This window comes from Methylomonas sp. HYX-M1 (assembly GCF_040741385.1).
In the GTDB taxonomy this organism is placed as follows: domain Bacteria; phylum Pseudomonadota; class Gammaproteobacteria; order Methylococcales; family Methylomonadaceae; genus Methylomonas; species Methylomonas rhizoryzae.
The window spans coordinates 652,919-678,354 of sequence record NZ_CP160405.1 but is presented as its reverse complement, the minus strand read 5'-3'; the positions used below and the strand labels follow the sequence as shown (position 1 = coordinate 678,354).

The following is a 25,436-nucleotide window of genomic DNA, read 5'->3' as shown; positions in this document are numbered from 1 at the left end:
CCGTCTTAACCGCTCGCGACGCCTGCGCCGCTGCAAGGAACTCCATGACCAGCCCAATAAGCGATTACTTCGATTACCGTTTGGACGACAACGGCGCACCGTATTTGGCGGTGTCGATTCGCGGCATCATGCTATTGCGCCTGCCGGCCACCAACAAAGGCACCGCATTTACCATCGAGGAACGCATAGCGCTGGGCCTGGACGGCATGCTGCCGCCGGAAGTCACCGATTTGGAGCGTCAACTGCAACGGCTTTACGCCAACTACCAAAAGCAGCCCGACGACTTGTCCAAATACCAGTATTTGCGCGCCTTGCAGGAACGCTCGGAAGTCGCGTTCTACGCCTTGTTGGAGCGCCATTTGGAAGCGATGGTACCCATCGTCTACACCCCTACCATCGGTCTGGCGGTACAGCAATTCAGCGCCTCTTTCACCACCGCCCGCGGCCTGACCGTATCCGCCGAGAACGTCGGCCGCATCGAGCAAATCCTGCACAACTACCCGTGGCAGGACATCCGCATGCTGGTCGTCACCGATTCGTCGGCGATACTCGGCATCGGCGACCAAGGCATGGGCGGCTTGGCGATCTGCATCGGCAAGTTGGCGCTATATACCGCCGGCGGCGGCTTGTGCCCGTTTCAAACCCTGCCGGTCAATCTGGACGTCGGCACCAACAGCGAAGAATTATTGAACGCGCCCGACTATCTGGGTACTCGCAACAAGCGCCTGAGCGGCGAAGCCTATCTGCAAGTGGTAGACCGCTTCGTCGCCGCGGTGCGGCAACAATGGCCGAAAGCCGTGATCCAATGGGAGGACTTCGCGAAAAACGTGGCTTTCGAAGTGTTGGAACGCTACCGGGATTCCATACCCTGCATCAACGACGACATCCAAGGTACCGGCGCGGTGGCGCTGGCCGGCTTGATCAATGCCTGCCGTAAAAAAGGCGAAACCCTGGGCGAGCAAACCGTCGTAATCGCCGGCGCCGGCGCCGGCGGCATAGGCGTGGCCAGCGTGATAAGAGACGGCTTGATCCGCGCCGGCTTATCCGAAGCCGACGCCAAGCGCAAAATCTACGTGATCGACGCGCACGGCCTGGTCGCCACTAATGCGCCGCACGACGCCTACAAACTACCGCTGGCGCGCAGCCCCGCATGCTTCCAGGATTGGGGCATGGGGGAGCGCAACCCCAGCTTACTGGATGTGGTCCGCCACGCCAAACCCAGCGTGCTGATCGGCTTATCCGGGGTAGCCGGCTTGTTCGACGAAACCCTCATCCGGACGATGGCTAAACATCACTCGCAACCGATTGTATTCCCGCTGTCCAACCCCAACGCCAATTGCGAAGCCGTGCCCGCCGACATTTATCGCTGGACCGAAGGCCGCGCCATCGTCGCCACCGGCAGCCCGTTCGGCGAGGTCGAATGGCAGGGACAGCCCCGTCCGGTCGGCCAAGGCAACAACGCCTTCATCTTTCCCGGTCTGGGTTTCGCCGCGGTATTGGGCGAATGCCGGCGCATCAGCGACGCCATGGTGCTGGAATCCGCCTACGCGCTGGCCGACTACACCGCCGAACATTGGTTGGAGCAAGGCCTAATCTACCCACCCATCGCCGATTTGCGCGAAGTCAGCCTACTGGTTGCGGAACGGGTACTGGCGCAAGCCTTGGCCGACGGCTCGGCAACCCGCAGCGATTTAGCCGAACTGGACTTGGCCGCCTTCATCCGCGCCCAACAATGGCAAGCCCAATACCTGCCGTTCAAATACCGGCCAGCCGCAACCCCCTAACTCGATTACGCCCAAGCCTACTTTGCCGGCGTAAGTTGCCTAATGATTGACCGGGCACTCAAGAGCTGCACTGCGATGCATGGGCGAAACCGCACAAAATCGGCTGGTGCATCCCAGGCTTGAACGCGTTCCACATGCCCTTGGATACTCGGCTTGATCGCCCGCTGTAGCACCGAACTGCAAACATTAACCCGATGCGCCCCATGTAACCCCAGTTGCGATTTAGCGCCCAATCTGATTCAATCGCCCCAATTCGATCATCGCCTTACTACCCGGCTGATATACAGTTATGGAAACCGCATATCAATCAATAAACTACCGAGAGATGAACCAATCCCGGTTGCTATACGGAAACTGTTTAATTACTTGTTATGCATAACAAGTCAACATCATGAACAAGTGGAAAGTTTCATCCTTTGTAGCCTTGGCGTTACTAATCACCACCAACATTTTCTGGCTCTATTCGGCTATTGATGCTGGCGTTACATACACTTACCAACAAGTAAGCCTTGATGAAAAATCAAAAGCAGTCGGAATGCTCGAAGCCTTAGTGGTCAAAGGTGGGCAGCAATACACGAAGAAAGATATTCTTCATATTTTGCGCCAAGTGAATAAGGACGCATTCATTGTTGAAGAAGAGAACTTAATTGATGTTGATGGCGTCAAGTTTTTCTTCGTAAATGGCAAGCTTTCTGAGGTTGAAGGATGAATTTGCATAACCAGCGGGTCAACTTGATCGGCAAAAGCTACGCTCCTATCGTCGCTACGCTTTCGCCGTCAAGTTACCCTTATCGTTATGCATCTCTAGGAAACGCGACCGATGGCACTTGAGACGATCCCAATTCAAAGCATTTGGAGCATTCTTCGTCGTCTCCCGGCCTTCTTCCTGCGGCGCTATTTCACGCCGGAAAAATTGGCTGGTCTGATCTACGTCGACATCAAGCCACGCCACGATTCTGTTGTCGTCAATCTTGGCAAAGGGGCATCAATTACTCTTTGGCTCCAAGCCATCAATCTTTCGCCGTTTCCTGTCGAACTGGATCGCGCCAGCTTTCGGTTCTGGTGTGGCGGCGCGATTATAAAGATGTCAATTCTTAACAAGCAGATCATTGCGCCAGGGGAGATTGCTACTCTTTACGCCGATGAATTGATCCCCGATGGACATGCCGATCAAATGGCAAAGACGATTGAGGGAAACTCATGCGGATTAGAAGGAAACATTGAGTTCAATTCCAAAGTGCGGTCTTTTGCCAAGAATCTTGGCCACCTAGACGGCATTCACCCAAGGGTGCTAAATGCAAGAGCGCGCGTCGATGCATAATCGGATAGCCGGGGGATTTTCTCCCCCAGCCTCCACAACACCTCGCATGCGGGTCCGCACGGGGCGTTTCCTCCGGAGTTCAAAACGCGATAACGTGCGCTAAATAGGGCCGTAGGATGTGCTGAACAACGTGAAGCGCATCGCTCGCGTCCGTTGCGTCTCTTAACTTCGGCACACCCTAACTAGCGCGCCTTATCGCGTTAATTGTTCACAATGGTGGTTCATCTTTTGTTGATTTGGTAAGCATATGAACTTTCACAATAAAATAATTTCACTAATCAACGTCATCGTTCTCGTGTTCTTTTATTCAGCGAATTATGCCTCTGCATCGGGCAGAGGATATGCTAAAAATCTATCCTATCCGACTGCTTGTGCAGAAGAAGACAACATTAATGTCCCAATTTACGCGTCTCATGTTGGTAAATTTTTGATCAAGGCAAATCATCCAAAATATCTGACATCTAAAGTAACAGCTTCGTGTCACGAGGATTTTTCAGGATGCACAACCGCCGCATTACTTCCATCTAATTCATCAACCGCTTCGTCATCGCAGAAAATTTTCGATAACGGTCAAAATGTTTTTTGGCTTTACACGGAAACAAATTGGTGGCGTGCGCAGACAATGAGCGTAAAAATTAACGGGGTCGTCTATCAAGGTCATAGGCTGGAATTGAACAAAAAAATCAATAAAGTCAAGTCGTGGCCTGTTGTCATGGTCATTTATCAGGATGGCTATATGCGCCTAAAACCGCATCCTCCTATTAGAGTTCGTAATGATCAAGGCGTAAATGATACCTGTTTTGGTAGCTCGGTGATTATGGGTCCGGCTATTGAAAGTTTAGCGAATCCGCCGCGCCCCTTTGTCGACATTGAGGAGATAGTTATTGTTGATCCAGTAACTCCATGCCTTGATATCTCTTACCGCGATGGTGGTTCTGCACATTTATGCGTATCAGTTAATCGTTCAAAGGCTGTAGCAACAATTACCCCTGAGTACGACCTACTCAAGCCCTTTGTTACACTAAGGTCGATGTGGGTTTCTGATGGTAATTCAGATGTTGATCACCTAAACCGATTTCCTATAGCTACTTCCCCGACAAAGGTATATGGTTCTAAATGGAATTTCAGGAATAAAATAAAAACTAAACACAACACCTCCGCACCTAATATATCGATAATAATTAAATGATTGACCACGATACGATGCGCTAAATAGGATGTGCTGAACAACGTGAAGCGCATTGTTCGCGATTAATGCGCTTCGCTACCGCTCAGCACATCCTATGAGCTGTAAACTGTATAAACAATAACTTGTTTTTTTGCTATTTTTGTTTATACAATAACTACCGTGATTATCGAATTTGACCCCGCTAAGAACGCCAAAAATATCGCCGAACGCGGCTTGAGCTTTGAGCGGGTAGTTGATTTTGACTGGTCTAGCGCCGGCATTGACGAGGATGTTCGCAAAGCGTACGCCGAGCGGCGCTTTGTGGCGGCAGGCTATCTGGATGGCCGCCTGCACATGCTGTGTTTTACCCCTGTCGCTGGCGGTGTTCGAGTCATCAGCTTTCGTAAAGCCAACCCTAGAGAGGCACGTAAACATGACAAACCGCTTACCATTGACTGACGCAGAGGGCGAAGTTCGCGAATTGACCGAAGAGGACTTTAAGCACTTCCGCCCGGCATCCGAAGTGTTGCCGGAAATTTTTGGCGCTGAACTGGCTGCCGAAATGCTTAAACCTAAAGGCGGCAGACCGCGCAAGGAAACGCCTAAGGTGTTTACCGGCATTCGATTGGATGCGGATGTTCTTGAGGCGTTCAAGGCTTCGGGCCGTGGCTGGCAAACGCGTATGAATGATGCGTTGAAGGATTGGCTGAAAGATCATTCACCGGCTTAGGCCGTAGGATGCGGTAAACAGCATGCAACGCATCGTTCGCGATCGATGCGGTTCGTTCCTCACCGCATCCTACGGCCCTCAATGCATAACAATCGCATAAACTCGGACAGTCCTCCGCGGCGCTCGTTTGTGCCGAACGGCACAAGCCTTCCGCCGCTCCGGCCTGCCGGTTATGCAAAACGTTAGACCTCTTATGCACGCGTACTCGTCTCTCCGCGAAGTTGTCCGTGGCGCAGGTGGAACCTTGGTGGAAGAACACTTGAACCCCGCGGCGTTTGGTTCTGCCTATGCCGTGTTTGCCGGGCGGGGTCCGAGATTCCGCTTGGTGTGGGATGGAAAGGAGAGCTACGGTCTCCTTCAAGTGGAAAGCGCTCCCGGCCAATGGAAGGACCAAGGGCCTTTGGTTCGAGAACGGCTTGGTGGAAGTTTCAGCGAAATGCCGGCCTTCTTGGCTACCGCAGAACGCTTGGTTGCGGGAACCGAGGAGAACTAATGCGCAAACTTGTCGGCTCTCTGGCGTCATCGCACGGGGGCATCGCTCTCTTTGCGGCCGCCAGAGGTCTAACCCTGCGGTCAACACGGACGCTGCGCGATAAAGCCGCGCAGCGCCGGTTACCTCCACGTTATGTTGCAAGGTGAGCAATGGGTTTGCAGGAAAAATGGAAAAGCATTGAGCAAGAATTGATGGCTGCATATCAGTTGCTCCCTGAGAATGTCATCGAATCCGATAATGGATACAGAGAAAATGATTTCTTGTCCTATATTGAAGCCAATGAACTGCTCCTTGCAATGGAGGAACTTGATGGGGTGATTGAAGATAATCCGAGCCCCGGCAAGGAGTTTTGGACTCATCTCATAAATGCAGCAAAATTAATGAATCACAATCATGCCATTAGATATGAATCTATCCGTTCGGCAACATAACACGGCGCTCCAGCCGACGTCGGCGCTGTCGCGCCTCCTCGGCTGAGCTGGGCGCTAGGCTAGCGGTAGTTTTCTATAGTGATATTTGACTATTTAGCAAATTTGACGAAAGGAAAGATTGTCCTGTGGTGTTACCTGATTTGGTACATCGTAGTAGTCTTTTTCTACTTTGATCCAGATCCACGATTATGGATTAACTCCATTGGGATTTGCGTTGTAATTGGCATTGCCCTAATACTTAGTGTGTCGGGAAAGCCAGGATCGAAGGCGGATAAATGGCAGATTTTTAGGCTGTTTGCTATGCCATTCTGTGTTTCCAGTTTTTCATCCTTAATAAAGGGACACGGATTTATATTTGTCATTCCACCGAATAGTCGCGAACAATTAGTGGCAACTGGTGCGTGCGCTGCTTTCGTGTTTATAGTCTGTTTGGTAAAACAGCTAAAAAAGCTGGTCGCCTAATCGGGTAAGGGCGAGTTTCTCTCTCACCCTCCCCACACCACCTAGCATACGGGTCCGCTACTCAAGCGGTTGAAACAGGGTAATGAAAACGAACCCACTGATCTTTGATCGATACTAATCGTTAGGCCACATGACACCCGCACCGCTCGGAATATTACGCTGGGTTTTATTCGTCTCGGCCGTTGCGGCTGGTGCGTACCTACTGAACGACGCGATCTTCAGTGCGAGGCTGGCTGGAGACCCAGTCAGCGAACACAAGCTCGGGTGGGAGCGCCGCACACAGGCTAGTCTGGCGCTGTCGTTCGCTTGCTTCTTCGCTGCTGCCTTCTTGTTTCGTGCGCTCGACCGCCTTCCAAAGTCGGATCGCTTAATCTGGCTGTTCGCCGCATTGGCTGCCCTTCTTGCACTGGCACCATTGGCAGCGCGGGAGATTCTGATCGACCGCTGTCTCGATGGCGCAGGCCGCTGGAACCCCATGTCCATTGAATGCGAGCACTATTCAAAAAACATGTTGTTACCGGAACGTACACCTTAACTTACCGAGCGGAGATATATGGCACACAGCGAGTTAAACGAACAAGCGATAGCGGAGTTGGTACAGCGTTTTTATCGACGCGCCGCTAGCGACGCCGATTTGAAACCGATTTTCGACGCCGTTATCGACGATTGGGACGCTCACCACCGGATCGTGAGCAATTTTTGGTCGCGGGTATTGCTGAAAACTCCGGACTACCAAGGCAGCCCTTACCCCTTGCATGCCAGACTGCCGATCGAAATCGAGCATTTCGACATTTGGTTGGGCTATTTTCGCGAGACCGCCCGCGAAGTGTTGACGGCGGATGCCGCCACGCAAGCCATCGCCCACGCCGAGCATATGGCGGAGAGTTTTAAACTGGGTATGTTTCCTGAGTACCAACCGCTGCGCTAAGGCTTGCCGGGCAAGTTGATGCCGGCAAAATATTTAACCAAATCAATGCGTATCGGCATGAAATAAACGTGCAAGCGATTGCGTTGCGCCGATTCGATCAGCCGATTGGCGAATTCGACGTTCCAGTCGTAATTGGCTTGAAAACCTTTGGGAAATTTGACTTTGTTTTTGACTTCCCAATAGTTTTTGGACGCCTGAGTAGTGATGGGACTGATGCCGATATAGGTATCCAAGCCTTCCATATGCTCGGCGTAAATGTCGACCATGCGCTGGTCGTAAAACGGCTGAGAGAAAAACCCCCCGGCACCGGCATCCGCTTTGCGGCTGATGTAATCGCATTCGTCTTGCACACCTTGCCGGTGCGGATCGAAACCGGCGTAAATGCGTAACCGGGGAAAGCGTTGCCGGGTGGCGCGAATCAAATCCACCACGCTGGTATTGTAAAAGGCCCGTTTCAGACCTTCCGGAGGATCGCCGCTCACCAATAACACGTCGTCCAATTGGTACTGTTCGATAATCCGATACAGTTCACCGCTTTCTATCCGAAAGTCTATAGCCCGAAAATGCGGAACGAAACGGTATTTGCCGCGGTCGACGCGGGTGGCCAATTCCCAGCTGCGGGTGTCGAAGCGCTGAATATCGGGCACGTTGATGGTATCGATGCCATCGTTCAATTGCTGCACGAACGCGTATTGCTCGGCGAAGGCTTCCAGGCTGCGCGGGACGATTTCGAAGGAGATATTCATAGTTGTGTCGGTTTATGCGGCGTGCGCTATCCGCCGCTGTTAGGGAACCGGAATGCGGCTAATCAATTGTTTGATCACGTCGTCGCTACGCAGACCTTCCGCTTCCGCTTCGTAAGACAGGATGATTCTGTGCCGCAACACGTCATACGCCATGTCTTGTATGTCGCCCGGGTCGACGAAATTGCGCTGGTCCAACCAGGCTTTGGCACGGGCGCAGCGGTCTAAGGCGATGCTGGCTCGAGGGCTGGCACCGTATTCAATCCAATTGGCCAGGTCGTCGCCGTAGGCTTTGGGTTTACGGGTGGCCAACACGATTTGCAACAGGTATTGCTCCAACGGGTCGGCCATATAAATATCCAGCACTTCCCGGCGAGCGGCGAACAGCAGCTGTTGCGTGACTTTGCAAGGCGCAACGGCGGCAAGCGGAGTGTCGTTGCGCGCTTCGGCTCTGGCTAAATGCAAGATGGCTTTTTCGTGCAAGGCTTCGGGATAATCGATTTTAACGTGCAGCAAAAACCGGTCTAGCTGAGCTTCCGGCAGCGGGTAAGTGCCTTCCTGTTCGATCGGATTCTGGGTAGCCATGACCATGAACAAGGGCGGCAAAGGGTAACTGGCTTTGCCGACGGTAATCTGCCGTTCGGCCATGGCCTCCAATAGCGCCGCCTGCACCTTGGCCGGAGCGCGGTTGATTTCGTCGGCCAACACTAGGTTATGAAACAAGGGGCCTTTTTGAAATTCGAAATTGCCTTGCTGCGGGCGATAGATTTCGGTACCGGTCAAATCCGCCGGCAACAAATCCGGCGTGAATTGCACCCGATGAAAATCGGCTTCCATGCCGCGGCTCAGTACGTTGATCGCCCGGGTTTTCGCCAAGCCCGGCGCGCCCTCCACCAATAAATGACCGTCCGCCAACAGCGCAATCAACATCCGCTCCACCAGCAGGTCCTGGCCGATAATTTGCGTGTCGATGTGTTGTTTTAACTGCTGCATAGCGGCTTGCGCCGACATCGAATCAGCCATGATGTATGTTTCCTCCTTTGGACGATGGGTTTACGGTATTAAATGTTGACGCTGTTTGTTTTTCCATTCGCGGTGGGTCACCATGATCTCGACGACTTGTTGCGGATCGTCGGTCACGGTGATCAATTTCAAATCGTCCTCGGAAATGGTGCCGTATTCCAATAATTTAGTTCCCAGCCAGGCCATCAAGCCACCCCAAAAATCGCTGCCGAACAACACCAACGGCAAAGGATAGATTTTATGGGTCTGCATCAAAGTCAGAGCTTCGAAAAACTCGTCCAGAGTACCGAAACCGCCGGGCATGCAGACGTAGCCCATGGAATAACGCACGAACATTACTTTACGGACGAAAAAGTATCGAAAATTCAGCGATAGGTTTTGATAGGTATTCGGCTTTTGTTCTCTAGGCAGCTCGATATTGAGGCCTATGGACAGCTGATCTTGCAGCTGGGCGCCTTGGTTGGCGGCTTCCATAATGCCCGGTCCGCCGCCGCTGATAATGGCAAAGCCGTGCTTACTCAACAACTGCGCCAGTTCCACGGTTTTTTGATAATAGGCGTGCTCAGGTTCCAAGCGCGCCGAACCGAAAATGGATATGGCGTCGCACAGCCCGGACAATTCGTCGAAGCCCTCGGTAAATTCGCTGATGATGCGAAAAATACGCCAGGATTGGTCGCCTTTCAAATCGTCGATGAAACTGGCCGTATCCGACGACAGGCGGTTTTTCACACAAATCATGCTCGCTCCCTTGCGTCCGAATCGGCCAACCGGTAAACCAACCGCCCGCCTTGAATGGTATGGGTGACTCTGCCGCGCATGGTTTTATGCCAATACGGCGTGTTCCGGCCGGCGCTCAGCCAGTTGGCTTCGTCGATCCGCCATTCGATATCCGGGTCGAACACGCAAACGTCGGCCTTGAACCCCGGCGTCAAGGCCCCGGCCTGCAACCTTAAAATGGCAGCGGGTTTTTGCGTCAAACCGGCGATGGCTTTGGTTAAACTCATGCCGGTTTGCCGGGTTAATTGCAAGCTGAGCGGTAGCAAGGTTTCCAGCGAGGCAATCCCCGGTTCCGTTTCCGGAAATGCCCCCAGTTTGGCGTCCAGGTCGTGCGGCTGATGATCGGAAACTACCGCGTCTATCGTGCCTCTGGCCAAGCCTTCGCGCAAATAATGACGGTCTTCCTGAGCCCGGAACGGCGGCAATACGTGGTAACGGCTATCGAAGGGCTGCATGTCGTCTTCGGTTAAATGCAGCTGGTGAATGGCGGTATCGGCGCTCACATTCAATCCGTATTTTTTGGCTTGCTGAATTTTGATCACCGATTGTTTGCAGCTAATCTGGCTGACGTGCAAACGGCAGCCGGTCAGTTGGGCCAGCTCCAAACATTGCGCCAGCGCGATGGATTCGGCCGCGTACGGTATGCCCGGCAGACCGTAACGACTGGCGACGGCGCCTTCGTGCGCGCAGCCTTTACCGCTCAAGGACGCCACGTTGGCGCGATACATTAGCAACAAATCGTGGGTCGCCGCGTATTCCATCGCGCGTCGCAAGATCAATAAGTTCGCCAGCGGAGCATGGCCGTTGCTGACCGCAATACAACCGGCCGCTTTTAGCGCGAACATGCTGCTTAATTCGCTACCGTCCAGCCGTTGGGTCAAAGCGCCTATGCTATACACTTGCGGAAACCCGGCCGCTTCGGCTTTGTCCTTGATATATTCCACTACCGCGGCGGTATCGATGCACGGTTTGGTATCAGGCGGCAAACACAGAGAAGTGACGCCGGCCGCCAAGGCCGCACGCGTCTCGGATTGGATCCTACCTTTCTGGCTATGCCCCGGCTCGCGGAGGCGCACGCTCAAATCGATCAAGCCCGGACAGACGATGCGACCGCCCGCGTCTATCCGCACATCCGCACTAAAGGTATCGACTTTGTCGAGAACCGAGACGATTTTGCCGTCGGCAATATAAACAGGGCCTACCGAATCGATGTCATTGGCCGGATCGATGACGCGGCCGTTGTCGATTACTAACTTGGTCATGCCGCACCTCCATGTGCGGCACCCCGCAGGGTCGCCTGCGGCGATGCAAAATGTCTATCCTGACATTTAGTCATGGCCGCACCTCCATGTGCGGCACCCCGCAGGGTCGCCTGCGGCGATGCTAAATGTCTATCCTGACATTTAGTCATGGCCGCGCCTCCATGTGCGGCACCCCGCAGGGTCGCCTGCGGCGATGCTAAATGTCTATCCTGACATTTAGTCATGGCCGCGCCTCCATGTGCGGCACCCCTCAGGGTCGCCTGCGGCGATGCAAAATGTCTATCCTGACATTTAGTCATGCCGCACCTCCGTATCCGCCCAAAACCATAGTCATTACCGCCATACGCACGGCTACGCCGTTACTGACCTGTTGCAAAATCACCGAGCGTTCGCCGTCCGCGACCGACGACGCGATTTCCACGCCGCGGTTAATCGGACCTGGATGCATGACGATGACGTCCGGTTTGGCATAGTGCAGTTGCTCTTCGGTCAAACCGTAACAATTAAAAAATTCGCTTTCACTGGGTAAAAAAGCCGAATTCATTCTTTCCTTTTGCAAACGCAACATAATCACTACATCGACATCTTTGAGACCTTCCCGCATATCCTGCAGCGCAATCACGCCCATGTGCTCAACTCGAGCAGGTAACAACGTCTTAGGGGCAATCACCCGAACTTCGGCAACGCCTAAGGTGTTCAAGGCCAAGATTTGCGAACGAGCCACTCGTGAATGCAAGATGTCGCCGACTATCGCCACTTTCAAGCCATCGAATTGCTTTTTATGTTGGCGAATCGTGAACATATCCAACATCGCCTGGGTCGGATGCGCGTGCTGGCCGTCGCCGGCGTTGATCACGCTGATGTGGGGAGCGGTGTGCTCGGCAATGAAGTGCGCGGCCCCGCTCAAGGCGTGCCGTACGACGAACATGTCGACGTGCATGGCTTCCAAATTGCGGATGGTATCCAGCAAACTTTCGCCTTTGGCGGTGGCCGAGGTGGCGATATTGACTGTCAACACGTCCGCCGACAAGCGGGTGGCGGCCAATTCGAAGGTAGTGCGGGTGCGGGTACTATTTTCGAAAAACAAGTTGACGATGGTCTTCCCGCGCAGCAGCGGGACTTTTTTTATCTGATGTTCGGACACTCCGGTAAAGGACTCGGCCGTATCCAAAATCTCGGTCAACAACGCCTTATCCAGACCTTCTATCGTCAAAAAGTGCTTCAGCCTGCCGGATTCGGTCAGTTGGATATGTTTAGGCATATTCAGGCTGCGCAGGCCAGGGTTTGGATTTCGATTCTCAAAGGCTGCGGGCCGGTCAATTTGATGCGCTGACCTTCCGGCAATTCGATGCGAACCCCGCGGCAATCCGGCTGCAACGGAATTTGCCGGCCGTTGCGCTCTATCAATACCGCCAATAACACTTGGTTAGGCCGCCCGTAATCGAAAATTTCGTTCAAGGCCGCACGTATGGTTCGCCCGGTATAAAACACGTCGTCTACCAGAATGATGTTGCGCCCTTCCAATTGCGGCGGCAGCTGGCTGGATTTGACGTTTGGATGCATGCCGATTTGAGAAAAGTCGTCTCTATAAAAGGTAATATCCATTAATCCCAAAGGGCCGGCGAGTTGCAAGCGGCTGTGCAAATGTTGTGCAATCCACGCCCCCCCGCTGTGAATGCCGATCAACAAAGGGTTGTCAAGTTTACGCTCCTTGATACTACGGCGAATATCGCTCTCCAGTGTGTCGAGCAAATTTTCCAGGTCGAGTGAATTAATCGGCATAACGAATTGGGATATGAATGAAGGTTATTCCGGACGAGCCGGCAATTGACGCCGGCCGCCGCTTAAAGCCGCACAGCCCAAGCATTTTAAACAATTGATTTAAAATGGGAAATAAATTACTGCCACAACGACGGGAAATCAACGGCCTAAACCGCTAACGATCAAACCAGCTTTGTAAAATTAACTGGGCAGCCAATTGATCTTGGACTGCCCACAGCTTGCCGGCACGCACTTTAAGATCGTCGAACAGCAATTGTTTGGCGGAAAAAGTCGTCAGCGCCTCGTCGACTTCGAACACCGGCAAATTGTAACGGCCTTGCAATTGCCGACAAAATTTGCGCATGCGCGGGGTAATCACGTTATCGGAACCGTCTTGCTGCAGTGAAATACCCACGACCAAACCTATCGGCCGCCACTCCGCGACCAGTTGCGCAATCTTAGCCCAATCCGGAACTTGATTTGGCGAACGTAAAGTCGTTAGCGGGCTGGCTATTCCGGTACCGGCGTAGCCGACCGCCACCCCGATTTTTTTATTTCCAAAATCAAACCCCAAATAGGCGTCGCCCGCTAAGGCAGCCGCCAAGGGATCGCATGATGCGGGCATGCTCAGCTGTGTCCGGCCGGCGCGGTCAAGCGGTTAATGTCGATGCCCAACTGACCGGCCGCGGCATTCCAGCGTTGACTCACCGGGGTATCGAATAAAATGGCTTCCCCGCAAGGCGTATTCAACCAGGCGTTTTCGACGATTTCCCGCTCCAATTGACCACTGCCCCAGCCTGCATAGCCTAGTGCGATCAAATAATGTTGCGGCCCATCGCCTTTGGCTATCGCTTCTAATACGTCGCGGGAACTGGTCAAAACAATATTGTCCGCCGTCGAGATACTGGAATCCCAATGCCGTTCGCAAGGTGTGTGAATGACGAACCCGCGCTCCTGTTGCACCGGTCCGCCGGCAAATACCGGTGCGTTTAACACGTGTTCGAGCTCGGAATCGATTTTCATTTGCTGAAATATATCCTTTAATTTCATGCCGGTCGGCCGGTTAATTACGATGCCTAATGCGCCTTCTTGATTGTGTTGGCACAAATAAGTGACCGTGTGAAAAAAATGCGGATCGAACAAGCCCGGCATCGCTATCAAAAACTGATTATTCAAGTAGGTGGCGTCTGTCATAACGATAATTGTTGGCTAGCGGGCAGTCATGCCGGTTTCGTCGGAAAACTTCCATACCCGGGTAATTACTAGGACGTTTACTTCCTTTAATAATTCCGTGGGGATTGCTGCAAAAGGGGCGCTCATTTTCACGATTCGTTTTGCCGCCTCATCCAGAGCCGAGCTCCCGGAGGAGCGCACCACACGCATACTGTAAATACTGCCGTCGGCCCGGATACCAACATCCATCGTCAACGTTTGAGACTTCCCTTTGTTTCTTGCCGCTTCAGGATAATTGAGATTACCCGTCCTCTCAACTTTATCTTCCCAATCTTTTACGTATTGAGCGGCCAAGTACTTATGGGTGCTGATCGAGTTGACAAACTTAATTTTGCTTTCCTCGGAACTTAGTTTCGCATGGCGAATTTGTTCGCCCAGTTGGGCAATTTGTTGTTGTAACGTTTCGACATTGAGCTTAGGCGCCTCTTGAACGGTCTGCTCCGCCGGCTCTGCCGTCAATTCTGTCGGCTGCACCGCTTTGACCGGCGAGTCGACTTGAGTGATTATTTTCTGCGGAGCCGGTTTTTTTACCTCGCTTACCCGCCGATTTTGCTGATCGCTTTTCGGCATCCGCAACACTTCGCTATGCGGCGACGGCAAGCTTTGCGCTAAAGGCTGGGGTTTTTGCGTATCGTTCCCCGCCCCGAGCTGATGCTCGTCCGCTAAAAGCCTGGCCTGCTTAGGCGGTTTTTTTAGCGGCGTATGCGATAACGTCACCTCTATGGATTGGTCGATTTTCGGCGCTTTCGGCGTTTGGAAATTGATCCCGAACAACACGCCGATATGTACAACCGTAGCCACAAACAGCGCCAAAAATAGCGTGTCGCTAGCGCTTGCCGAAACATAAGGCGTCGGAGATATCGGCATAAGGCTTACCGAATTTGATCTTGAATGTAATCCATTAGCTGACCGCTAATATTGATGCCGAATTGCTTATCCAATTCCTGTACGCAAGTCGGACTAGTCACATTCACCTCGGTCAAATAATTACCGATGACATCCAGGCCGACGAATATCAAACCCTTTTCGCGTAGCGTAGGCCCTACTTGCGCCGCTATCCAGCGGTCGCGTTCGGTTAGCGGCCGCCCTTCCCCGCGCCCGCCCGCAGCCAAATTACCGCGGGTCTCGCCGCTGGCGGGAATTCGCGCCAAGCAATAAGGAATGGGCTCACCGTTCACCATAAGAATTCTTTTATCCCCGTCTTTGACGTCCGGCAAATATTTTTGGGCCATGATAAAGCGAGTTGCGTGCGCTGTCATGGTTTCCAGGATGACGGTAAGGTTAGGGTCATCCAAACGCACATGAAAAATCGAAGCCCCGCCCATACCGTCCAAGGGCTTGAGAATGATTTCCCCTTGCTGCTGCAAAAACGCACGAATCTTGTGCGGATCTCTCGCCACTATAGTGTCCGTGCAGCATTGCGGAAACCAGGCGGTATACATTTTTTCGTTAGCGTCGCGCAAAGACTGCGGCTTGTTAACAACCAGCACGCCTTGGCGTTCCGCTTGTTCCAGCATGTAAGTGGCGTAGATATACTCCTGATCAAACGGCGGATCCTTGCGCATCAGAATCACATCCAACTCGGCTAAGGCCAAGTTTTGCTCGGACTGAAATTCAAACCATTGTTCCGGATTGCGCTGCACCGTTAAAACCCGCGTCCTTGCATAGGTTTGGCCGTTGTGCAAGTACATATCGCCCAGCTCGATATAATGCAGCTCCCAGCCGCGCGCCTGCGCTTCCAGCAACATAGCAAAGCTAGTATCCTTTTTGATGTTGATACGATCGATGGGATCCATGACCATACCGAATTTAAGCGCCATACGTCTAACCTTGTTATTGAAAAATACCGCTAGATTCTACCAAATTTAATTTACCGGGCACTGTTTACCCAAAACCTAATTTTTGGTATAAAGTTCGGCTAATTTGAATCTTAAGCTCGCATTGAGGTAGTCATGTCTAGAGTTTGCCAAGTAACAGGTAAGAGCCCGGTCACCGGGAACAACGTTTCGCACGCCATGAACAAGACCAAACGGCGTTTTACCCCCAATCTGCATCATCACAGATTTTGGGTTGAAAGTGAAAACCGCTGGATCCGCCTAAGAGTGTCTTCTAAAGGCATGCGCATTATCGACAAGAAAGGCATAGACGCAGTATTGGCCGACATCCGCAGCCGCGGCGAAAAAATTTAACAGCGCTAAAGGAGACCGAAAATGCGTGACAAAATCAAATTAGTGTCAACTGAAGGCACCGGGCATTTCTACACAACCACAAAAAACAAAAAAACCATGCCCGAAAAAATGGAAATCAAAAAGTACGACCCTGTCGTACGTAGACACGTGATTTACAAAGAAGCGAAAATTAAATAAGTCATAAGCAACTTATTAGGAATCAGCGCAGCCCAGCCGATTTACACCGGCTAGCTGCCACCTTCTTTAAAGCGTCCTAATTCGGCTTTCGCCAATTTCAATTGCCTGCTCAAAGACGTGCATTTCAACTGCAAAGTTGCTTTTTCAGCCTCCAACAACATACAACGCTCGCGCAACTGCTGAACGACCACCTGCAAATCCGGCTCTACCGCTTCGGTAAGCTCGGCTACCGTATTATCTTCCAATGCAAATAGCATTTTGCTCGCCGGCGTTTCGGCCGATTCGGTTAGATTACTGGTTTCCGTACCGTCGTCGATGTTAAACAACGCCTGCTCGGACTTCAATTGCTCTTGCGGCAATTTATCCAGCCCGCCCCTTAAAATCAACGCATTGAATTTATTACGCTGCAACACGAACGCCGCCGACTCGCTGGTACGTCCGTCGCCGCAAACCACCACGATAGGATGATGCCGATTCATCGTTTTGATATACATGCGTAACGAAAAAAACGGCACATTGATACTGCCGGACAAATGACCGCTTTGAAACTCATCCGGCCCTCTAACATCGATCAATTCAGCGCCGTTACGCAAATAGCCCGGCAACTCGTCGACCTCAATATATTTGAGCGTTGGCTGTTTGATTAACGCAATAAATTCGTCCTTGCTTAACCGCAACAGGCAAATATCGGTAATCGCAGTAATCGAAACGTTCCGCGGACTACCCGATATTAAGGCGTCTTCGCCGAAAGTATCCGAATCACCCAGTTGCAACAATTTAATTTCTTTAGCATTCGGATAAGGCCGGCGACTGATCAAAACCTGGCCTTTTTTGATGATGTAATAATAATCGCCGGGATCGCCTTGCCTGATGATGACGTCACCGGCTTTGAAATACACTTCTTCAAGCCCGATCATAATTTTTTGCAAATTCGCGGGCGGCAATGCTCTGAACACCGGCGACCTAAGCAAAGTAGTCATCCAATCGTCGCAATCTTCAAACTCTTCGACCATCATAGTGCTTTCACTTTCTTCATAAGGCATACCTTGAATTGACCTTAACAAGTCAGACTTTAAGCGGAGAAATTGAACGCGCCCCTCGGCCAAGGCATCAATTTTTCGCGGTATTTGGTGGGCAATGGCAAAGCGGGCCGAATCCGTCCCCGATTCGATAGTCTGAATCTTAAATGATTCAGTACACAAGTTTATTGAACCATTGAGCAGATAAATCAAATCACTCTGTTCGTCGCCTCGCCTGAATAACACTTCTCCATGTTGCTTTTGCTCGACAACCAATTGCTTGCATAAGCGGGCGAATTGCGCGGACGGCAAGGTTGCCAACGGAATAAGGCGCCGTATGATTTGTGCTTGCTCCGAATCGATATCGATTGACATGCGAACCAACTAAAACAGGTTTAGATTGCTAACAACAGTTATCATAGTGCATTAGCAGACACAGTTTCTGCTGAAACGTTTTTGCAAATCGCTTGTCCATGCAGCCGAATTAACTTCCAGAACGATTAGTCATGAGTAATTACACCAAGCTTTTTCTAATTTTTATCTTGAGCTTAATTGCCGCGCCGGGAATTGCGGCCTGGCCGACCGAAGTGGACGGGCAATCCTTGCCGTCGCTTGCGCCGATGTTAGAACGCAGTATGCCTGCCGTGGTCAATATTTCCACCTCTACCAATGTCAATACGCAAGAAAATCCGCTGATGAACGATCCGGTGTTTCGGCATTTTTTCGGCATTCCGAATCAACCGCGCCGACAACAACAGCGCAATAGTTTAGGTTCAGGAGTGATTGTCAACAAGGAAGAAGGTTACGTACTGACGAACAATCACGTAATCGATAAAGCCGACAAAATCACCGTTACCTTAAGCGACGGCCGCCAACTGAACGCCAAATTGATCGGCACGGATCCGGAAGCCGATGTGGCGATTATCCAAATCCCAGCCGACAACCTAACCGCGTTAAGCATCGCCGACTCCAATCAACTGAAAGTCGGCGACTTCGTCGTCGCTATCGGCAACCCTTTCGGCCTCGGCCAAACCGTAACCTCGGGGATAGTCAGCGCCTTAGGCCGTTCCGGCTTAGGCATAGAGGGATACGAAGACTTTATTCAAACCGACGCCTCCATCAACCCCGGCAATTCAGGCGGGGCGTTGGTTAACCTACGCGGAGAATTTATCGGCATGAACACCGCGATTTTGGCGCCAAACGGCGGCAATGTCGGCATCGGCTTCGCCATTCCCTCCAACATGGCGATGACCATCATGGAATCTTTGGTGCAACACGGCGAGGTACGGCGCGGCCTACTTGGGGTAACCACTCAGGATTTAACCCCGGAATTGGTTAAAGCCTTTAACCTGCAAAGCCAACACGGCGCGGTAATCAGCCGGGTGGAAACCGGCTCGGCCGCAGAAAAAGCCGGGATAGAACCGGGCGACATTATCGTCGCGGTCAATGGACAAGCGATTAAAAATGGCAGCAGCCAAATTCGAACCGCCATCGGCTTACTGCAAGTGGGCGACACCGCCACCATCGAGGTAATCCGCGGCGGCGAACGCTTGAGTTTTCAAGCCGTCATAGGCAAACCGAAACGCCAGGAACTAGCCGGCGACAAACTGCACCCGCTGCTGAAAGGGGTATCGTTAATTGCTACCCCTAAAGGCCAATTGGAAGGGGTAGAACTGGAAAAAGTCTCACAGTCTTCGCACGCTTGGAAAGCCGGATTACGGCCCGGCGATGTGATCGTTAGCGTTAACCGCTATCGAATTAGAAACATCGACGAGCTAAAACAGGTGGTCGATCCACGTTCCGCATTGTTGATCAACCTGCAGCGCGGCGGAGATGCGTTCTTTGTAGTCTTGCAATAACCTGAAATAACACGGCTAGGTCAACATAGTCTTTAAGTGAGCTAAGTTGGCCTTGCCCCGCTGTTTGACTTCCTCTTGATCCAATTGCTTACGGTTAGCCCATTCCAAATCTTCTTCCGGTAGCTCACTCAAGAAGCGGCTGGGCTCGGACTCGATCAATTCGCCGTAACGTTTGCGGTGAGTACAATAGCTAAAGGTCAGCGTGCGCTGCGCCCGGGTAATGCCGACATAGGCCAAACGGCGTTCTTCCTCGATATTCCCGGTTTCCAAACTATTTTGGTGCGGCAACAGATTCTCTTCCATGCCGATCAAAAACACGTGCGGAAATTCCAAACCCTTAGCCGCATGCAAGGTCATCAGACTAACCTGATCCCCGGCTTCGGCTTCCTGATTTCGTTCCAAAATATCCAGTAGCATGACTTTGGCGATGACGTCGGCCAAGCTTTTTTCGCTGCCTTCCTCGTTTCCGGCCATGCGCTTGAGCCAATCCACCAGTTCGAAGACATTGTTCATCCGCCGTTCCGCCACACCGGGAGTCTTGCTGTTTTCCTGAAGCCAGTGCTGATACTGAATGCGCTCCAGCAAGCGGTGAATCCCGGCAAACATATCGTCGCGCCCGACTTGTATCGCCGCTTCGGCAATCATGTCGCAAAATTGCTGCAGGCGCACTGCCGCCTTGTCCGCAATACGCTGCTGCAAGCCGAATTCCTTACAAGCATCGAACAAGCTGATATGCCGCTCGGTTGCATATTCCCCCAGCTTCTCCAACGTAGAGGGACCGATTTCCCGGCGCGGGGTATTAACCACCCGCAAAAACGCCGCATCGTCGCCGGGGTTAGTCAATAAGCGCAGATAAGCTAATACGTCTTTAATCTCGGTTAACGCAAAAAACGAGGTACTGCCGCTTAAAAAATACGGCACGTTATTTTCACGTAATTCGCGTTCCAATAAGCGCGACTGATGATTACCGCGGTACAAAATCGCATAATCGCCATAATTGCCGCCGTGACGGAAGCGGTGATGAATGATCTCCGCAACCACTTGCTTGGCTTCGGTCACGTCGTTTTTATGCGCCAGCACGCGCAACGGATCGCCGTATCCCAGCTCGCTCCACAATTTTTTCTCGAAAGCATGCGGATTGTTGGCAATCAATTGATTGGCGACTTTCAATATTCTGCGGGTCGAACGGTAATTTTGTTCCAACTTGATTACTTGTAAGCGCGGAAAATCTTTCTGCAATTGACGCAAATTTTCCGGTTGAGCGCCGCGCCAGGCGTAAATAGATTGATCGTCGTCTCCGACCACGGTAAATCGCCCCAAATTACCGGTCAGCGCTTTGACCAGCTGATATTGGGTGACATTGGTATCTTGATATTCGTCTACCAACAAATAGCGGATTTTGTTCCGCCACTTTTCCAGCACCTCGGCATGCTGCTGAAATAACATGACCGGCAGCAATATCAGGTCGTCGAAATCCACCGCGTTATACGCCTTGAGGCTGCGTGAATACTGCGCATACAACTCGGCGGCCGCTGCGGTGGCGGCATCGACATGTTGCTTGGCGATCTGCCAGGTCACGAAGGCGTTTTTCCACTGCCCGATTTGCCAATGATAGTGTTCCGCCTGATCGATATCGCAGCCTTGGATGCCATGGTTGATTAAATTTTTCAACAAACTTAAGCGGTCCTGTTCGTCGAACAAACTGATGCCGGCTTTGTAACCCAAGATTTTGTATTCGGCCCGCAGTATGTCCAACCCCAAGGAATGAAAAGTGGACACTCTGAGCCCGCGGCTGTTTTTGTCGTCCAGTAATTTGCTAACCCGGGACTTCATTTCCCTGGCCGCTTTGTTGGTAAAGGTAACGGCGGCGATATGTCTAGCAGGAACCCCTTGGGCTACCAAATAGGCAATCTTTTCGGTAATCACCCGGGTCTTGCCGCTTCCCGCTCCCGCCAGCACCAGTAACGGCCTATCGATGGTCCTCACGGCTGCAAGTTGCTGCGGGTTTAATTTGGACGTCATAAAATGGGTTACGGAAATTTCGGCTGTATAGCCACAGTTTTAAGCTCCACCTTGACTGCGGACCAGCATAAAAGAAAACGCCGCATACAAACTGTATGCGGCGATTATGTGGTCAGGCTAGCAAGGCACTTGGCATCGCGAGTGATGTCGACGCCGGCTATTAGGGTTATTTTCCGATCATGCCTAGCAGTTTTTCGCGATTGAAATACAGGGTATAGCCGATTAAACCCAGCAAGATACCTTGCAGCAATTGACCTATGAACGAAGGCTTGTCCGCCTTAGGTGCGGCTTGCACATCGGCAGCCGTGTTACTCGCCACCGGCGCCGCCGGCACGAAAGGTTTTTGCGCCGTAGTGCGAATTTCCGGCAAGCCTAAACTCTTCCAGGCGTCATAATCCTGCCAGCTTGCATACTTGCCCTCCCAATATTCCTTGGTGAAATACGGCAACAAGCTCGCGCCGTGCACCTCGGGAATGCCTTTTGCATCCAGAAAATTTTTATACACCAACAAGCTGATATCACCACCTTCACCAATCCCATCGGTGGTAAAGGATTTTTCCACGTGGTCGTGAAACATCCAAACACCCTGACCGAAACTATTCAAGCCATCGTCGGTACCGTTAATTTCCAAGTCGATACGCTGCGCGGGTACCATCGCATGTACGTCGCGTTTGATATAGGAAGACGGACCGTTATCAACCCCGTCGTAATGAGTCACCATCGGTTTATGACCGTGAACGTGCATGGCAAACGCTTCTTCGTGCCCGTTCAGGACTCTCACCTTGGCTTTTTTGTTTTCTTCCAAAACGATCAGCGACTCCCTTAAAGTGTACGGGAAGGAGCGGCCGTTGAGCATGAAATAATCCGGCGCGGAATCGGTGATGTCGTATTCCAAATTCAACCGTTTGCCAAGCAACCTGGGGTCGTTGGCGGAGCGCGCCATCAAATGCAATTCCTTGTCGGCCGATTGATAGTGCAAGTCGTATTCGTAGGCGTATTTCTCTGACACGGCTACCGACGGATGCCGTACTTGACCGGCGCCCACGTTAAAAACCTGCACCCAGTTGTTGGGCCGATTTTCTTCAACGACGAAAATCCCTTGCAAGCCCATAGGAATATGGGTGTGGGGCTGAACGTGGCAGTGATAATACATGGTGCCGGCTTGGCGGGGCTTTATCACGTAAGTCTTGCTGCTACCCGGCATCACATCCATTTGTCCGGTTTGCCCTACACCGTCATTGCCTTCTCCGCCCATATCCATGTAGGGATGGTCGACTCCGTGCAAATGAATGGAATGCGGAAAATAATGGCTGTTTTCCAGCACCAGCCAAACGATATCGCCTTGCTCAACGCGAATGACGGGCGACGGTACCCGCAACAGCGGGTTTGCAATCGGTTCATACAAGCTTAAGGTCGACATATCCCGCGTTTTCGGCGCATAAACCCAAAAAGTGGGTCTAATCCCGGGAGCGATGTCGAACGTAGTGGTAGGCTCGCGCGAATCCGGCGTATGCCCGTTCAATTCGGCGATTTCTAATTTAATGATGTAGTGATCGGGGTCGCCGTCGCCGTCCATGTCATTGCCGACCGTAATCGCGTCGGCAGCCAACTGGGTCTGCATCAACGTGGCCATGGAGATATTGTTGGTTCCTTTTACGAATGCGGCAATATCGGCAGGATTGTCCGGATTACACATTCTGGACTCCTGAATCTCAACACCGTCTATGACTTGCGCATCCCGCCATTTCGGGTCTACAAAATCGGAACACACTTCTTCTGCGACACCCATTTTGACATTGCTGGATTCGGGCAATTTGTTGACTACTGCGGTAGCCACGGACGCCATCGGTAACAATATGGCCCCGCACAGAATGGGAAGTACTTTTTTATGCATAAAAGCCTCATAAAAAGTTGACGACAAGCTTATCGAATGCCCGGTAAACAAGGCAACCAGTAATAAAATTTTCATACTGTAACCAGAACCCGTAGGCAAAGTACAGTAATTATTTGCTTACCTTCCTTGGAGGATTAAACCGACAACGATTAAAATGTCGAGTTGTCATTATAATCGGATGACCGGGGCAAAGCCCGCTATTGTGTGTAACGGATCATCGTTTCACCCAAACGGGCGGCGGATATGTAAATCAACATCGTCTTGCAATGCTCAATGACAAACCGCTCAGCCGGAAGCCATGCACAGGGGCATTGGACTCAACATTATCAACCGACAGCGAATCCTATATGATCACGAACAGCTAAATCCTTGCCTCTCGGTAAAGTTAAGCCTCATCCATTTCAAACTCATACCTCTCTCGTGTCCCTGTTATCAATGCCCAAAGTACGCTTATTGCTTTGTATCATCTTGCTTTGTTTAGTTCACGCTATCTTGGCTTGGCAAATCAACCGCCCGGTAGACGCCGGAATCGACGTGCCATCAGGCAAATTAGCCAGCCTGTCGTTTGCACCGTTTCCGGAAGGCTACAACCCGTTGGAAAAAACTTTTCCCTCCTACCAGTTAATCGACGAAGACATGCAGCTGCTAGCCGACAAAACTCGCAGCATCCGAACCTATACCAGCATGGGCGGCGCCATAGCCGCGGTTCCCGAGATTGCGCAAAAATACGGCGTAGAGGTTATACAAGGCGGCTGGCTAGGCTCTACCTATGCGGATAATCAAAAGGAAATCGCCGCCTTGATTAAGGCCGCCAATAGTTACCCAAATACCGTCAAACGGGTTATTGTCGGTAACGAAGTATTGCTGCGCGGCGACTTAGAAATTGACCGGTTAATCGAGTACATCAGAGAAGTCAAACGTGCGGTCAAACAGCCCGTGTCCTATGCCGACGTCTGGTCGATGTACGTCAAACATCCGCAATTAATTAAAGAAGTCGACTTTATTACCATACACATTTTACCGTATTGGGAAGACGAACCGATTGCCGTAGAACGAGCCCCGGAACATCTGGAAGCAATCGTTAATCAAGTAGAAGAAGAAGCACGACAAATAGCACCCGGTAAAAAGATTTTGATCGGCGAATCGGGCTGGCCCAGCGCCGGGCGCCAACGCGGCCTCGCCGCACCCAGCGTGGTGAATTCGGCAAAATACATCCGCAGTATGATTGAAGTGGTGAATAAACACGGCTTCGATTACAACATCGTCGAAGCCTTCAATCAACCGTGGAAAAGCGATTTAGAAGGCGTAGTCGGCGCCAATTGGGGGCTGCTGTCCGCCGATCGAAAACCCGTATTTCCGCTTACGGGCCCGGTCAGCGAAAATCCGAGCTGGGCCTTCCATTTTGTCGTTGCCACCCTAATCTTTTTAACGCTATCCGTTTACTTTGCTACCGGTTTAACCGGCGTAAATCTACCTAAATTAGCGGCATTCTCCACGCTAGCCTTGCTTTTCAGCATTTGCATTACCACAGTAGCACGCTTGGAATGGTATACCAGTTACGACTGCCTGCAGCGCTTATATACCGCGACGGTCGTGATTGGCAACGGCTGGCTCGGCCTGTTGTTACTACGCCGCTACCTCGATATTTTTGCCAACGCGGAGCCCAACCCCGGATTAGCCGGCCAACTACGCGTTCTCTATTATCTATTTATCGCCCTGGCATTATTTAAGACCTGCGCTTTGGCGTTCAACGGCCGGTATTTAAGTTTTCCGACGGAACAATTCTACCTGCCCTGCTTAGGTCTTTTAGGCTTGATCGGCTGCCTGTCCTTGCAGTTGCAAAAGCTTTCAACAACTCATCTCGACTTCGATCAGCTTATCGGCGACTACGCTTCGGCAAAACGCTACCGCGTACTGGCATATTCGCTAACTTTCGCCGCAACCGCCTTAATTGTCGGCGAAACCAGCGCTTTCTTCGGAGCCAGAGACTTAATCCAGGCCCACCCGGCATTCTCCGGCCGGTTGGCCGCGGCGTTGAATTACACCCTGACTAACGGACAACTGATTACTTGGCTACTTTGTTTGCTCGTTCTTTCGATACCTTTTGGCTTAAAAACCAAATTGAAATAAATTTCGAGGGCATTAACGCAAAACCGTGAA

26 protein-coding genes are annotated in these 25,436 nt (G+C 51.7%); 13 read left to right on the top strand and 13 right to left on the bottom strand.

The window, feature by feature from the left end; translation table 11 throughout:
- Positions 1-44: 44 nt before the first annotated feature.
- From AB0A83_RS03220 to AB0A83_RS03180, 9 genes are all read left to right on the top strand, one after another.
- Positions 45-1,784, top strand: a complete 1,740-nt coding sequence (locus AB0A83_RS03220; protein ID WP_367155384.1) for an NAD-dependent malic enzyme — start codon at positions 45-47, stop codon at positions 1,782-1,784.
- 391 nt (positions 1,785-2,175) lie between these two features.
- The gene (locus AB0A83_RS03215; protein WP_367155383.1) at positions 2,176-2,493 is read left to right on the top strand and encodes a hypothetical protein; all 318 of its coding nucleotides are present in this window, start codon (positions 2,176-2,178) and stop codon (positions 2,491-2,493) included.
- A 111-nt stretch (positions 2,494-2,604) separates the two neighbouring features.
- Complete coding sequence (locus tag AB0A83_RS03210) at positions 2,605-3,105, top strand: hypothetical protein (RefSeq protein ID WP_367155382.1); 501 nt, start codon at positions 2,605-2,607, stop codon at positions 3,103-3,105.
- 247 nt (positions 3,106-3,352) lie between these two features.
- Positions 3,353-4,294, top strand: a complete 942-nt coding sequence (locus AB0A83_RS03205; protein WP_367155381.1) for a hypothetical protein — start codon at positions 3,353-3,355, stop codon at positions 4,292-4,294.
- 159 nt (positions 4,295-4,453) lie between these two features.
- On the top strand, positions 4,454-4,732 hold the full coding sequence (locus AB0A83_RS03200; protein WP_367155380.1) for a BrnT family toxin: 279 nt from the start codon (positions 4,454-4,456) through the stop codon (positions 4,730-4,732).
- The gene (locus AB0A83_RS03195; RefSeq protein ID WP_367155379.1) at positions 4,707-5,003 is read left to right on the top strand and encodes a BrnA antitoxin family protein; all 297 of its coding nucleotides are present in this window, start codon (positions 4,707-4,709) and stop codon (positions 5,001-5,003) included. Before AB0A83_RS03200 ends, AB0A83_RS03195 begins: the two co-directional genes overlap by 26 nt.
- A gap of 642 nt (positions 5,004-5,645) precedes the next feature.
- Positions 5,646-5,927, top strand: a complete 282-nt coding sequence (locus AB0A83_RS03190) for a hypothetical protein (protein ID WP_150050964.1) — start codon at positions 5,646-5,648, stop codon at positions 5,925-5,927.
- A 592-nt stretch (positions 5,928-6,519) separates the two neighbouring features.
- Positions 6,520-6,924, top strand: a complete 405-nt coding sequence (locus tag AB0A83_RS03185; protein ID WP_150046667.1) for a hypothetical protein — start codon at positions 6,520-6,522, stop codon at positions 6,922-6,924.
- A gap of 18 nt (positions 6,925-6,942) precedes the next feature.
- On the top strand, positions 6,943-7,317 hold the full coding sequence (locus tag AB0A83_RS03180; protein ID WP_150046665.1) for a group III truncated hemoglobin: 375 nt from the start codon (positions 6,943-6,945) through the stop codon (positions 7,315-7,317).
- Here the strand turns inward: AB0A83_RS03180 and AB0A83_RS03175 are convergent.
- The 10 genes from AB0A83_RS03175 to gshB form a co-directional block, all read right to left on the bottom strand.
- The gene (locus tag AB0A83_RS03175; RefSeq protein ID WP_150046663.1) at positions 7,314-8,063 is read right to left on the bottom strand and encodes a methylenetetrahydrofolate reductase; all 750 of its coding nucleotides are present in this window, start codon (positions 8,061-8,063) and stop codon (positions 7,314-7,316) included. The genes AB0A83_RS03180 and AB0A83_RS03175 overlap by 4 nt on opposite strands.
- A 39-nt stretch (positions 8,064-8,102) precedes the next feature.
- Positions 8,103-9,071, bottom strand: a complete 969-nt coding sequence (locus tag AB0A83_RS03170) for a MoxR family ATPase (protein WP_332095595.1) — start codon at positions 9,069-9,071, stop codon at positions 8,103-8,105.
- 42 nt (positions 9,072-9,113) lie between these two features.
- Complete coding sequence (locus AB0A83_RS03165) at positions 9,114-9,821, bottom strand: TIGR00730 family Rossman fold protein (RefSeq protein ID WP_150046659.1); 708 nt, start codon at positions 9,819-9,821, stop codon at positions 9,114-9,116.
- Complete coding sequence (locus AB0A83_RS03160) at positions 9,818-11,122, bottom strand: dihydroorotase (protein ID WP_150046658.1); 1,305 nt, start codon at positions 11,120-11,122, stop codon at positions 9,818-9,820. The genes AB0A83_RS03165 and AB0A83_RS03160 overlap by 4 nt, the downstream gene beginning before the upstream one ends.
- Positions 11,123-11,417: 295 nt before the next feature.
- Positions 11,418-12,398: an aspartate carbamoyltransferase catalytic subunit gene (locus AB0A83_RS03155; RefSeq protein WP_232056849.1), complete on the bottom strand. Its 981-nt coding sequence runs from the start codon at positions 12,396-12,398 to the stop codon at positions 11,418-11,420.
- Positions 12,386-12,904 (bottom strand): bifunctional pyr operon transcriptional regulator/uracil phosphoribosyltransferase PyrR, encoded by a 519-nt coding sequence (pyrR, locus tag AB0A83_RS03150; protein WP_150046654.1) that lies wholly within the window; start codon positions 12,902-12,904, stop codon positions 12,386-12,388. Before pyrR ends, AB0A83_RS03155 begins: the two co-directional genes overlap by 13 nt.
- 154 nt (positions 12,905-13,058) lie before the next feature.
- Positions 13,059-13,508: a Holliday junction resolvase RuvX gene (ruvX, locus tag AB0A83_RS03145; protein WP_150046652.1), complete on the bottom strand. Its 450-nt coding sequence runs from the start codon at positions 13,506-13,508 to the stop codon at positions 13,059-13,061.
- A 2-nt stretch (positions 13,509-13,510) separates the two neighbouring features.
- Positions 13,511-14,077, bottom strand: coding sequence for a YqgE/AlgH family protein (locus tag AB0A83_RS03140; RefSeq protein WP_367155378.1), 567 nt, complete (start codon positions 14,075-14,077; stop codon positions 13,511-13,513).
- 15 nt (positions 14,078-14,092) lie between these two features.
- Entirely contained in the window at positions 14,093-14,686 is a 594-nt protein-coding gene (locus tag AB0A83_RS03135) for a TonB family protein (RefSeq protein ID WP_332095526.1), read from the bottom strand.
- A 302-nt stretch (positions 14,687-14,988) separates the two neighbouring features.
- Entirely contained in the window at positions 14,989-15,936 is a 948-nt protein-coding gene (gene gshB, locus AB0A83_RS03130; RefSeq protein WP_150046646.1) for a glutathione synthase, read from the bottom strand.
- Positions 15,937-16,068: 132 nt separating this feature from the next.
- Here gshB and rpmB point away from each other — a divergent pair, with 132 nt between their 5' ends.
- On the top strand, positions 16,069-16,305 hold the full coding sequence (gene rpmB / locus AB0A83_RS03125) for a 50S ribosomal protein L28 (RefSeq protein WP_150046644.1): 237 nt from the start codon (positions 16,069-16,071) through the stop codon (positions 16,303-16,305).
- A 21-nt stretch (positions 16,306-16,326) separates the two neighbouring features.
- Positions 16,327-16,482 carry a 50S ribosomal protein L33 gene (gene rpmG, locus AB0A83_RS03120; protein WP_150046642.1) on the top strand — a complete coding sequence of 52 codons (156 nt, stop codon included), beginning with the start codon at positions 16,327-16,329 and terminating at the stop codon, positions 16,480-16,482.
- 50 nt (positions 16,483-16,532) lie between these two features.
- Here rpmG and AB0A83_RS03115 read toward each other — a convergent pair whose 3' ends face one another.
- Positions 16,533-17,525 carry a cyclic nucleotide-binding domain-containing protein gene (locus AB0A83_RS03115; protein WP_232056759.1) on the bottom strand — a complete coding sequence of 331 codons (993 nt, stop codon included), beginning with the start codon at positions 17,523-17,525 and terminating at the stop codon, positions 16,533-16,535.
- Positions 17,526-18,007: 482 nt separating this feature from the next.
- Between AB0A83_RS03115 and AB0A83_RS03110 the strand changes: the two genes are divergently transcribed.
- Positions 18,008-19,360 (top strand): DegQ family serine endoprotease, encoded by a 1,353-nt coding sequence (locus tag AB0A83_RS03110; protein ID WP_150046638.1) that lies wholly within the window; start codon positions 18,008-18,010, stop codon positions 19,358-19,360.
- A gap of 15 nt (positions 19,361-19,375) precedes the next feature.
- Here the strand turns inward: AB0A83_RS03110 and rep are convergent, their stop codons facing one another.
- Entirely contained in the window at positions 19,376-21,382 is a 2,007-nt protein-coding gene (gene rep, locus AB0A83_RS03105; RefSeq protein WP_367155377.1) for a DNA helicase Rep, read from the bottom strand.
- A gap of 166 nt (positions 21,383-21,548) precedes the next feature.
- Positions 21,549-23,276, bottom strand: a complete 1,728-nt coding sequence (locus AB0A83_RS03100; protein WP_150051758.1) for a multicopper oxidase domain-containing protein — start codon at positions 23,274-23,276, stop codon at positions 21,549-21,551.
- A gap of 435 nt (positions 23,277-23,711) precedes the next feature.
- Here AB0A83_RS03100 and AB0A83_RS03095 point away from each other — a divergent pair, with 435 nt between their 5' ends.
- Entirely contained in the window at positions 23,712-25,406 is a 1,695-nt protein-coding gene (locus AB0A83_RS03095; RefSeq protein ID WP_367155376.1) for a glycosyl hydrolase family 17 protein, read from the top strand.
- Positions 25,407-25,436: the final 30 nt, after the last annotated feature.